12 protein-coding genes are annotated in these 9,850 nt (G+C 64.5%); 8 read left to right on the top strand and 4 right to left on the bottom strand.

The window, feature by feature from the left end:
- Positions 1 to 188 precede the first annotated feature (188 nt).
- The 8 genes from argB to dapE all read left to right on the top strand — a co-directional run bounded on the left by argB (position 189) and on the right by dapE (position 6,864).
- Positions 189 to 1,076 carry an acetylglutamate kinase gene (gene argB / locus ABIC09_RS22525; RefSeq protein ID WP_148749803.1) on the top strand — a complete coding sequence of 296 codons (888 nt, stop codon included), beginning with the start codon at positions 189 to 191 and terminating at the stop codon, positions 1,074 to 1,076.
- Between the two features lie 77 nt (positions 1,077 to 1,153).
- Positions 1,154 to 2,140: a DUF1036 domain-containing protein gene (locus tag ABIC09_RS22520; protein ID WP_148749973.1), complete on the top strand. Its 987-nt coding sequence runs from the start codon at positions 1,154 to 1,156 to the stop codon at positions 2,138 to 2,140.
- A 14-nt stretch (positions 2,141 to 2,154) separates the two neighbouring features.
- Complete coding sequence (locus ABIC09_RS22515; protein WP_354110573.1) at positions 2,155 to 2,844, top strand: pyrimidine 5'-nucleotidase; 690 nt, start codon at positions 2,155 to 2,157, stop codon at positions 2,842 to 2,844.
- A gap of 41 nt (positions 2,845 to 2,885) precedes the next feature.
- Positions 2,886 to 3,785 carry a LysR family transcriptional regulator gene (locus tag ABIC09_RS22510; RefSeq protein ID WP_354110572.1) on the top strand — a complete coding sequence of 300 codons (900 nt, stop codon included), beginning with the start codon at positions 2,886 to 2,888 and terminating at the stop codon, positions 3,783 to 3,785.
- Between the two features lie 106 nt (positions 3,786 to 3,891).
- Positions 3,892 to 4,257: a carboxymuconolactone decarboxylase family protein gene (locus tag ABIC09_RS22505; protein WP_354035755.1), complete on the top strand. Its 366-nt coding sequence runs from the start codon at positions 3,892 to 3,894 to the stop codon at positions 4,255 to 4,257.
- The gene (locus ABIC09_RS22500) at positions 4,254 to 4,697 is read left to right on the top strand and encodes a DUF302 domain-containing protein (protein WP_354110571.1); all 444 of its coding nucleotides are present in this window, start codon (positions 4,254 to 4,256) and stop codon (positions 4,695 to 4,697) included. The genes ABIC09_RS22505 and ABIC09_RS22500 overlap by 4 nt, the downstream gene beginning before the upstream one ends.
- 144 nt (positions 4,698 to 4,841) lie before the next feature.
- Positions 4,842 to 5,687: a 2,3,4,5-tetrahydropyridine-2,6-dicarboxylate N-succinyltransferase gene (gene dapD / locus ABIC09_RS22495; RefSeq protein WP_354035753.1), complete on the top strand. Its 846-nt coding sequence runs from the start codon at positions 4,842 to 4,844 to the stop codon at positions 5,685 to 5,687.
- Between the two features lie 10 nt (positions 5,688 to 5,697).
- Positions 5,698 to 6,864: a succinyl-diaminopimelate desuccinylase gene (dapE, locus tag ABIC09_RS22490; RefSeq protein WP_354110570.1), complete on the top strand. Its 1,167-nt coding sequence runs from the start codon at positions 5,698 to 5,700 to the stop codon at positions 6,862 to 6,864.
- A 153-nt stretch (positions 6,865 to 7,017) separates the two neighbouring features.
- Here dapE and ABIC09_RS22485 read toward each other — a convergent pair whose 3' ends face one another.
- The 4 genes from ABIC09_RS22485 to def all read right to left on the bottom strand — a co-directional run bounded on the left by ABIC09_RS22485 (position 7,018) and on the right by def (position 9,707).
- The gene (locus tag ABIC09_RS22485) at positions 7,018 to 7,353 is read right to left on the bottom strand and encodes a GIY-YIG nuclease family protein (RefSeq protein WP_148749796.1); all 336 of its coding nucleotides are present in this window, start codon (positions 7,351 to 7,353) and stop codon (positions 7,018 to 7,020) included.
- 24 nt (positions 7,354 to 7,377) lie between these two features.
- Positions 7,378 to 8,115, bottom strand: a complete 738-nt coding sequence (gene truA, locus ABIC09_RS22480; RefSeq protein WP_354110569.1) for a tRNA pseudouridine(38-40) synthase TruA — start codon at positions 8,113 to 8,115, stop codon at positions 7,378 to 7,380.
- Positions 8,116 to 8,234: 119 nt separating this feature from the next.
- Positions 8,235 to 9,170: a methionyl-tRNA formyltransferase gene (gene fmt / locus ABIC09_RS22475; RefSeq protein ID WP_354110568.1), complete on the bottom strand. Its 936-nt coding sequence runs from the start codon at positions 9,168 to 9,170 to the stop codon at positions 8,235 to 8,237.
- A 12-nt stretch (positions 9,171 to 9,182) separates the two neighbouring features.
- Positions 9,183 to 9,707, bottom strand: a complete 525-nt coding sequence (def, locus tag ABIC09_RS22470) for a peptide deformylase (RefSeq protein ID WP_354035746.1) — start codon at positions 9,705 to 9,707, stop codon at positions 9,183 to 9,185.
- Positions 9,708 to 9,850 lie beyond the last annotated feature (143 nt).

The raw sequence follows: 9,850 nt of genomic DNA, 5'->3' as shown, positions 1-9,850 counted from the left end.
CAAAGACCATGCGAGACGGCTGGAACCGTCTCGCTGCTACGCTCGAGGGATATGCTCTTGCTAACCAAGAACAAAATCCGGGAATCCCATAGCCCACAAGGGGAGAGGGGGAAGAACATCACTTTGCGCCTCGCCCGCCAATCAGATAGAACGCTGGCCGCGTTAGTCCCGCCAGCGAGATCCGCCTCATGACCGAAATCTCCCCGCTCGACCAGGCCCGCATCCTGTCCGAAGCGCTGCCGCACATGCAGCAGTACGACGAAGAGACCATCGTCATCAAATATGGCGGCCATGCCATGGGCGACGAGGAGACCGCGAAGAATTTTGCCCGCGACATCGTGCTGCTCGAGCAGACCGCGATCAACCCGGTGGTGGTGCATGGCGGCGGGCCGCAGATCGCGACCATGCTCAAGCGTCTCGGCATCGTCTCGGAGTTCGCCGCCGGCCTGCGCATCACCGATGCCGCGACCATCGAGATCGTCGAGATGGTGCTCGCCGGCTCCGTCAATAAGCAGATCGTCGGCTACATCAACGAAGCCGGCGGCAAGGCCGTGGGGCTATCAGGCAAGGACGCCAACATGGTGAAGGCGTCGAAGACGACGCGCACCATCATCGATCCGGATTCGCACATCGAGAAGGCGGTCGATCTCGGCTTCGTAGGCGACCCTGAAAAGGTCGATCTCACGCTGCTCAACCAGCTGATCGGCTACGAGCTGATCCCGGTGCTGGCGCCGCTCGCGACCTCGAAGGACGGCCAGACGCTGAACGTCAACGCCGACACCTTTGCCGGTGCGGTCGCCGGCGCGCTGAAGGCCAAGCGTCTCTTGCTGCTCACCGACGTGCCTGGTGTGCTCGACAAGTCGAAGAAGCTGATCCCGCAGCTCTCGGTGAAGGACGCGCGCAAACTGATCGCCGACGGCACCATTTCCGGCGGCATGATCCCGAAGGTCGAGACCTGCATCTACGCGCTCGAGCAGGGCGTCGAGGGCGTCGTCATCATCGACGGCAAGATGCAGCACGCGGTGCTGCTCGAGCTATTCACCAACACGGGCACGGGAACGCTGATACATAAGTGAGCGGCGAGAAGACGAGAGATTCCGTCATGGCCGGTCAAGAGCGGCGGCATCGCCGCTCGCCTCTGACGCGTCTCCTGATGACACTGCCGGCCGCTGCCGTGTCGTTCGTCTTCTCCTCCGCGCCGGCCTTCGCCGACCTCAAGATCTGCAACCGCATGTCCTACGTCGTCGAGGCCGCGATCGGCATCGACGACAAGGCGGCGACCGCGACCCGGGGCTGGTTCAGGATCGATCCGGCGACCTGCCGCGTCGTGGTGCAGGGCACGCTGACCGCCGACCGCATCCTGCTCAACGCCCGCGCGCTCGGCGTCTATGGTGCGTCACCGATCCCGCAGAACGGCAGCGACACGCTGTGCGTGGCGCAGGACAATTTCGTCATCGCGGCCGCGCGGCAGTGCCGCACCGGCCAGACCCAGGCCGCCTTCACCCAGATCACGCCGACGCAAGGCGACAACGGCAATCTCGTCGCCTATCTCGCCGAGGATTCCGAATATGACGACGAGCAGGCGCGGCTCGCCGGCATCCAGCGGCTGCTGGTGATCGCAGGCTACGACATCGGCGCGATCGACGGCGTCGACGGACCGAAGACGCAGGCCGCACTCGCGGCGTTCCTGAAGAGCCGCGGATTGCCGACCGACGTGATTTCGTCGCCGAATCTCTTCAAGACCATGGTCGATGCGGCGCAGGCGCCGTCCCCGAGTGGCCTGACCTGGTGCAACGACACGCCGCACAAGGTGATGGCGGCAGTCGCGACTGACGACGGCAAGTCGGTGACGAGCCGCGGCTGGTACCGCATCGATCCCAGGACCTGCCTGCATCCCGACGTCGCCGGCCAGCCAAAGCAGATCTTCAGCTTCGCGGAAGCCATCGATGGCGACAACCGCGCCATCAAGCTGAAGGACAGACCGCTGAACTGGGGGGGCGACAAGCAGCTCTGCACCCGCGAGACCAAGTTCGAGACCAACGAGCAGACCGATTGCGGCGCGCGTGGATTTGCGGCCACGGGTTTTGGCGTGGTGGACATGTCGAGCGGCGGCAAGACGCTCCGGTTTGCCGTGCCGTGATTGAGAGAGCTTTGATGAAATCCCCCCGCGCCTTCGCCCATATCGACACCTGGGTGTTCGACCTCGACAACACGCTCTATCCGCATCACGTCAACCTGTGGCAGCAGGTCGACGCTAAAATCGGCGAGTTCGTGTGCAACTGGCTGCAGGTCGGCCCGGAAGAAGCGCGCAAGATCCAGAAGGACTATTACCAGCGCTTCGGCACCACCATGCGCGGCATGATGACCCTGCATGGCGTGCGCGCTGACGATTATCTCGCTTACGTGCACAAGATCGACCATTCGCCGCTGGAGCCGAACCCGGCGCTCGGCGCGGCCATCGCAAAATTGCCGGGGCGAAAACTGATCCTGACCAACGGCTCGGTCGACCATGTCGATGCGGTGCTGGCACGGCTCGGCCTCGGCTCGCATTTCGACGGCGTGTTCGACATCATCGCCGCCGAATTCGAACCCAAGCCGGCGGCGCAGACCTACCGGAAATTCCTCGACCTGCATGCGGTCGACCCGACCAAGGCCGCCATGTTCGAAGACCTCGCCCGCAACCTCACCGTCCCGCATCAGCTCGGCATGACCACCGTGCTGGTGGTGCCTGACGGGACCAAGGAAGTGGTGCGCGAGGATTGGGAACTTGAGGGCCGCGATGCGGCCCATGTCGACCACGTCACGGATGATTTGGCGGGGTTTTTGCAATCGCTCGCCGCCTGAGCGCGACCACGCGAGGAGCGAAGGTGCCCCGGAAGCCGGACTTGCCTGCTGCGGACCTGCCCGAAATCGAATGGGATGATCTGCGCTATTTTCTGAATCTCGCGCGCGAGAAGAGCCTGTCCGGCGCAGCACGGGCACTCGGCACGACACAGCCGACCATGAGCCGCCGGCTCGAACTGTTCGAGAAGAAGCTCGGCGCGGTCCTGTTCCAGCGGAAGCCATCCGGGCTCGAGCTTACCGAGACCGGGCGGAAGATCCTCGACCATGCCGGCAACATGGAAGAGGCCGCGCTTGCCGCGCAGCGGATTGCGACCGGCAGCAACGCCGGGATCAGCGGCACCGTCCGCGTGACATCGGCCGAATGGATCGGCGCGCGGATCCTCTCGCCGCTGCTGGCCAGGTTCTGCACCATACATCCGGGGATGGGCGTCGAGCTCGTCACCGACGCCGAGGTGCTGAGCCTGACACGACGCGAGGTCGACATTGCCGTGCGCTTCACGCGTTTCCAGCAGGACGGGCTGGTGCAACGGAAGATCGGCAGTCTTCCCTTCGCCCTCTACGCGGCGCCTGACTATCTCGATAGGCGGGGCCTGCCGGATTTCAAGCGAGGCGGCGCCAACGCCGTCCTTGTTGCAATGAATGCGGCACTTGCCGAAACAGTCGCCGAGACTAAATGGCTGCGCCAGCATTTTCCGAATGCTCACATTGCCTTTCGCAGCAACAGCCGCGATGGCCAGGCGGCGGCCGCTGCCAGCGGGGCCGGTTTGGTCTGCCTGCCGACACGTCTCGCCGCGGGCTATCGCGAGCTGCGCGCCATCACGACGCCGACGCCGCTTCCGAGTCGCGATGTGTGGCTCGGATTTCACCGCGACACGCGCGCCATCCCGCGGGTGCGCAGTATCGTGGACTTCCTGGCCGAACACGCACATCAATTCCGCTGACGATTTCGGCTCGACGTATGGTGGCCATACGGCGACAGGCGATGGGCGTCGCCGCGACCGCCAACTATCTCTTCCTCAACGCCACCTGTGATCGAGGAGATCCGCAATGTTGGACTGGAAGACTTATCAAGGCGAACTGCTGGCGCGCATCGGGGATATCGGCAAGCTGAATCCGGAGACAGTCAAGGGGTATCGCGCGCTGAGCGCCGCCAGCGCGCAGACCGGCCGGCTTGACGGAAAGACCCGCGAGCTGATCGCGCTCGCGGCCGCTGTCACGGCACGCTGCGACGGCTGTATCGCCGTGCACGCCCATGCCGCAGCGAAGTACGGCGCAAGCCGCGAGGAGCTCGCGGAAGCACTGGGCGTCGCGGTCGCGATCGGAGCCGGCGCCGCACTGGTGTATTCCGCGCGAACCCTCGACGCATTCGAGGCGAACAAGGCGGCGGAGCAGAATGAAGGGGCCGTCCGATGACAGACCCAGCTCGTCGTGCTGTTGCCTTTTCGGAGCCCGGCAGCCCGGCCTCTTCGTTCCAGCACATGCGCGTCAGCACACAGCCGGTCGAGGAGGTCGTGACGCGCCTCAAGGAGAAGATCGTTGCGGCCGATCTCTGGGTGCTGCACGAGATCAATCCGCAGATGCTGCTGCATCGCGACGGCTATGACATCGGCCCGGCGCGGCAGATCCTGTTCTTCCATCCACGCCTGATGTGGCGCCTGCTGGCGGCCGATTCGGCGGCGCTGCTCGAGGCGCCGCTGAAGTTCGCGGCGATCGGCTTCCCTGAGGAGCGAACCGAGCTGCGCTGGCTCGATCCCCGTCAGGCCTTTGCGCGGTACGGCTCGCCGGCACTGGCCACGCTTGGCGAAGAACTGGCCGGGATTTGCGAGGGCATCGTCACCGGCCTTGGCCTCTGAAATGCCGGCGAATGGGCCATGTGCCACGCGCGTTGGCCAGCCCCGGAATAATCGCCGAGAGCGTTCTTGACTCTCCCGGCCCAAATCCCGAAAAAGCCCCCTCGTTTTGCCCTCAAATAACTCCGGTTTCGAGGAAGCCCTCCGATGTCCCTGTCCGCCCTGGAATCCACCATCAACAGCGCCTTCGACGCACGCGACGGCATCTCGACCTCGACCAAGGGCGAAGTGCGCGACGCCGTGAACCAGTCGCTGGAGATTCTGGACAAGGGCGAGGCCCGCGTTGCCGAGCGCGGCGCCGACGGCAAGTGGAAGGTCAATCAGTGGCTGAAGAAGGCCGTGCTGCTCTCCTTTCGCCTCAACGACATGGACGTCATTCCCGGCGGCCCGGGCCAGGCGAACTGGTGGGACAAGGTGCCCTCGAAGTTCGAAGGCTGGGGCCCGAACCGTTTTCGCGATGCCGGTTTTCGGGCGGTGCCGGGCGCCGTGGTGCGCCGCTCGGCCTTCATTGCCAAGAACGTCGTGCTGATGCCGTCCTTCGTCAATCTCGGTGCTTACGTCGATGAGAGCACCATGGTGGACACCTGGGCCACCGTCGGCTCCTGCGCGCAGATCGGCAAGCGCGTGCACATCTCCGGCGGCGCCGGCATCGGCGGCGTGCTCGAGCCGCTCCAGGCCGAGCCCGTCATCATCGAGGACGACTGCTTCATCGGCGCGCGCTCCGAGGTCGCCGAGGGCGTCATCGTGCGCAAGGGCGCGGTGCTGTCGATGGGGGTGTTCCTGGGGGCCTCGACCAAGATCGTCGACCGCGAGACCGGCGAGATCTTCATGGGCGAAGTGCCCGAGTATTCGGTGGTGGTGCCCGGTGCGCTGCCCGGCAAGCCCATGAAGAACGGCCAGATCGGCCCGAGCACCGCCTGCGCCGTCATCGTCAAGCGCGTCGACGAGCGCACGCGTTCGAAGACCAGCATCAACGAGCTGCTGCGGGATTAATACCAGACTCATGACCGATGCCCTCTCTATTGCCCGCGATCTCATCCGCTGCCCCTCGGTAACCCCGGCTGACGCCGGCGCGCTGCGGGTGCTTGAACAAGCCCTCAATGCAGCCGGCTTCACCTGCCACCGCGTGACGTTCAGCGAACCCGGCACCGCCGATGTCGATAATCTCTATGCGCGGATCGGCAACGAGGGCCCGCACATCACCTTCGCCGGCCACACCGACGTGGTGCCGCCCGGCGACGAGAGCGCCTGGAGCGTCGGTGCCTTCTCGGGCGAAGTGAAGGACGGTTTCCTGCACGGCCGCGGCGCTGTCGACATGAAGGGTGGCATCGCCTGCTCGGTCGCCGCGGTGCTCGAGCATCTCGCTGCCAACGGCGGCAAGCCGCGCGCAGACGGACAAGGTTCGATCTCGTTCCTGATCACGGGCGACGAGGAAGACATCTCCATCAACGGCACCATCAAGCTGCTCAAATGGGCGGCCGAGCGCGGCGAAAAGTTCGACCATTGCGTGCTCGGCGAGCCCTCCAATGTCGAAACGCTCGGCGACACCATCAAGGTCGGCCGCCGCGGCTCGCAGTCGGGCACGCTCTATGTCGACGGCGTGCAGGGCCATGTCGCCTATCCGCATCGCGCGGCCAATCCGGTGCCGGATATTGCGCGGCTGATCGTTGCCATCAGCGACGAGCCGCTCGACCATGGCAGCGCGCAGTTCCAGGCGTCCAATCTCGAATTCACCTCGGTCGACGTCGGCAACAAGGCCAATAACGTCATCCCCGGCGAAGCCCGCGCAAAATTCAACATCCGCTACAACGACAACCATACGCAGGCGAGCCTGCGCGAGCTGGTCGAGACGCGCCTGACAAAGGCCTGCGGCAACCGCATCCGCGCCCGCATCGTCTGGGAGCCGTCGAACTCCAACGTGTTCGTGACCAAGCCGGGGCCGTTCACCGACCTCGCCGTCTCCGCGATCGAAGAGGTCACGGGCCGCAAGCCGGAGCTGTCGACCTCAGGCGGCACCTCGGATGCGCGCTTCATCTCGAGCTATTGCCCGGTGATCGAGTTCGGCCTGGTCGGCCAGACCATGCACCAGATCAACGAGCGCGTGCCGGTGGGGGATTTGGAGAAGCTGACGAAGGTGTATCGGGGGATTTTGACGCGGTATTTTGCCTAGGGCTGTGAGGCTATCTGGCTGCCGCCAATCACTCCTCCGTCATGCCCGGGCTTGTCCCGGGCATCCACGATCTTTGATGCCTCAAGAAAGATAAGATCGTGGATGGCCGGGACAAGCCCGGCCATGACGACGTGGCGAGAGTACGGGCACGTCTCACTGCGTGATCGTGTCGTACAGATCCTTCCATTCGGGATTGTCCTTGAGGATCAGCCTGACCTTCCAGGTCCGTGACCAATGCTTGATGTTGTGCTCGCGCTGGATCGCGGTCTGGATGTCTTCGTAGCGCTCGAAATAGACGAGCAGCTTGACGCCGTACTTCTTGGTGAAGCCAGGCACGAGTCCATTTCGGTGCTCGTAGATGCGACGAACAATATCGTTCGTCACACCGACATATAAAATGCCGTTGGCCGCGCTCGCCAGGATGTAGACCCATCCACCATGCATGGTCGCATGTTGACGCACGTGGATGGCCGGGACAAGCCCGGCCATGACGCCGGAGGCGGCATCACGCGCTCAATAATCCACCTTCACGAGATACAATCCGTCCGGCGGCGCGACAATGCCGCAAGCGGCGCGGTTGCGGGCTGCAAGCGCTGCGGAGAGATCGTCTGCGGTCCAGCGGCCTTCGCCGACCCAGACCAGCGATCCCACCATCGAGCGCACCTGGCTATGCAGGAACGAGCGCGCCGAGGTGACGATGACGATCTCGCGCCCGTCGCGCAGCACGTCGAGCTGGTCGAGCGTCTTCTCCGGCGACCTGGCCTGGCACTCGGTGTCGCGGAACGTGGTGAAATCGTGCCTGCCGAGCAGGCGCTGTGCCGCTGCATGCATCGCATCCGCATCGAGCCGGCGCGGCACACGCCAGGCATGGCCGATGTCGAGCGCGAGATTGGCGCGGGTATTGATGACCCGGTAGCGATAGTGGCGCTTCACGGCCGAGAAGCGGGCCTCGAAAGTATCAGGTACAATGTCGGCTTCGAGGACCGCGATCGGATGGGGGCGCAGATGCGCGTTGAGCCCATCGCGAAAACGGCCCGGTGGAAACTGCTTCTCGATGTCGACATGCGCGACCTGGCCGCGCGCGTGCACGCCGGCATCGGTGCGGCCTGCGCCATGCACCCGCGCATCCGCGCCGGTCATCGCCTTCACGGCCGCTTCCAGCGCGCCCTGCACCGAAGGCAGCGTCTCCTGCACCTGCCAGCCGAAGAAGGGTGCGCCGTCATATTCGATGGTGAGCTTGTAGCGGGGCATCTCAATCCGGTGGTGTCATCGTCCGGCTTGACCGGGCGATCCAGTACTCCGCAGCCTATCGGTTCGAACCGAGAAGTCTCAGCGTACTGGATACCCCGCCTTCGCGGGGTATGACAGCGTTAGGTGAATTTGGCTCCTGCCTTCAACGGCACACCCCGCAAGAAGTCCACGGCCTGCATCCGGGCCTTGCCCTCGCGCTGCAGCTCGAGGATGCGGATCGCGCCCTCGCCGCAGGCGATGGTAAGCTGGCCATCGAGCACCTCGCCCGGCGCACCGGAGCCCTTCGCCAGTTCGCAGCGCAGGATTTTTACGCGCGCATTCTCCGTGACACCGGCGAGCTCGGCCCAGGCACCGGGAAACGGCGACAGGCCGTGGATGTGGCGCAGCACCGCGTGCGCGGACTTGCTCCAGTCGATCCGTGCCTCGGCCTTGTCGATCTTGGCGGCGTAGGTGACGCCGTCCTCGCTCTGCTTCTTGAGCTGGAGGCCGCCGCGGTCGAGCGCGGCCATCGCGCGCACCATCAGATCGGCACCAAGCCGGGACAGGCGATCGTGCAGATCGACCGCGGTCATGTCATCGGTGATCGCGAGGCGCTCGGCCATGGCGACGTCGCCGGTGTCGAGGCCGATATCCATCTTCATCACCATCACGCCGCTCTCGGCATCGCCGGCCATGATCGCGCGATTGATGGGGGCTGCGCCGCGCCAGCGCGGCAGCAGCGAGGCGTGCAGGTTGTAGCAGCCGAGCTTTGGCGCATTGAGGATCGCCTGCGGCAGGATCATGCCGTAGGCGACGACGACGGCCGCATCGGCGTCAAACGCGCGAAACTCTTCCAGCGCTTCCGGTGTCTTCAACGTTTTCGGCGTCAGCACGGGAACGCCGAGTTTTCGCGCGGCTTCCTCGACCGGGGTCGGTTGCAATTGCAGCCCGCGCCGCCCGCCCGGCTTCGGCGCGCGGGTGTAGACAGCCACGATCTCGTGGCCATGCGCGACGAGCTCGAGCAGCGTCGGCACGGAAAAATCGGGCGTGCCCATGAAGATCAGGCGGAGGGACATCGACGGAGAACCTTACTCCGCGCGCTTGGCGGCTTTCTCGAACTTCTTGATCACGCGGTCGCGCTTGAGCTTCGAGAGATAGTCGACGAACAGCACGCCGTTGAGATGGTCGATCTCGTGCTGGATGCAGGTGGCGTAGAGGCCTTCGGCGTCCTCCTCGTGCACCTTGCCGTCCAGATCCGTGAAGCGCACGCGCACCTTCGCCGGCCGCTCGACCTCCTCGTAATATTCGGGGATCGACAGGCAGCCTTCCTCGTAGACAGACAGATCCGCGGAAGACGCGATGATCTCGGGATTGATGAAGACGCGCGGCTCCGGCCTGGTCTCGCCGTCCTGGTCGGGCTTGGCAAGGTCCATGGTGATCAGCCGCAGCGGCTGCGCGATCTGGATCGCTGCAAGCCCGATGCCGGGTGCGTCGTACATGGTCTCGAACATGTCGTCGGCAAGCTTGCGGATCTCCGGCGTGACCTTCTCGATCGGCTTGGAGACCAGACGCAGCTGCTTGTCGGGCAGGATGATGATTTCTCTGAGGGCCATGGCGGGCGATTTAAGCCGCGCGCGACAAGCGGTCAATGCGGCCGGGAGCGCGTTAATGCTTCGCTAACCATAAAACTTCAAGTTCTGTTAACCATAAAAATTAGGGATCGATTAACCATAAATGTTCGCTATTCGTTCGTGCG

This window comes from Bradyrhizobium sp. S3.12.5, assembly GCF_040548225.1.
Taxonomy (GTDB): Bacteria; Pseudomonadota; Alphaproteobacteria; order Rhizobiales; family Xanthobacteraceae; genus Bradyrhizobium; species Bradyrhizobium cytisi.
The sequence above is the reverse complement of the archived record's forward strand: the minus strand, read 5'-3'. Positions and strand labels throughout refer to the sequence as shown.

Excerpts from the sequence above, each read along its gene's own strand:
- argB (WP_148749803.1), top strand. The coding sequence starts at position 189 with ATGACCGAAATCTCCCCGCTCGACCAGGCCCGCATCCTGTCCGAAGCG.
- ABIC09_RS22520 (WP_148749973.1), top strand. The coding sequence starts at position 1,154 with ATGACACTGCCGGCCGCTGCCGTGTCGTTCGTCTTCTCCTCCGCGCCG.
- ABIC09_RS22515 (WP_354110573.1), top strand. The coding sequence starts at position 2,155 with ATGAAATCCCCCCGCGCCTTCGCCCATATCGACACCTGGGTGTTCGAC.
- ABIC09_RS22505 (WP_354035755.1), top strand. The coding sequence starts at position 3,892 with ATGTTGGACTGGAAGACTTATCAAGGCGAACTGCTGGCGCGCATCGGG.
- ABIC09_RS22500 (WP_354110571.1), top strand. The coding sequence starts at position 4,254 with ATGACAGACCCAGCTCGTCGTGCTGTTGCCTTTTCGGAGCCCGGCAGC.
- dapD (WP_354035753.1), top strand. The coding sequence starts at position 4,842 with ATGTCCCTGTCCGCCCTGGAATCCACCATCAACAGCGCCTTCGACGCA.
- dapE (WP_354110570.1), top strand. The coding sequence starts at position 5,698 with ATGACCGATGCCCTCTCTATTGCCCGCGATCTCATCCGCTGCCCCTCG.
- ABIC09_RS22485 (WP_148749796.1), bottom strand. The coding sequence starts at position 7,353 with ATGGCCGGGCTTGTCCCGGCCATCCACGTGCGTCAACATGCGACCATG.
- truA (WP_354110569.1), bottom strand. The coding sequence starts at position 8,115 with ATGCCCCGCTACAAGCTCACCATCGAATATGACGGCGCACCCTTCTTC.
- fmt (WP_354110568.1), bottom strand. The coding sequence starts at position 9,170 with ATGTCCCTCCGCCTGATCTTCATGGGCACGCCCGATTTTTCCGTGCCG.
- def (WP_354035746.1), bottom strand. The coding sequence starts at position 9,707 with ATGGCCCTCAGAGAAATCATCATCCTGCCCGACAAGCAGCTGCGTCTG.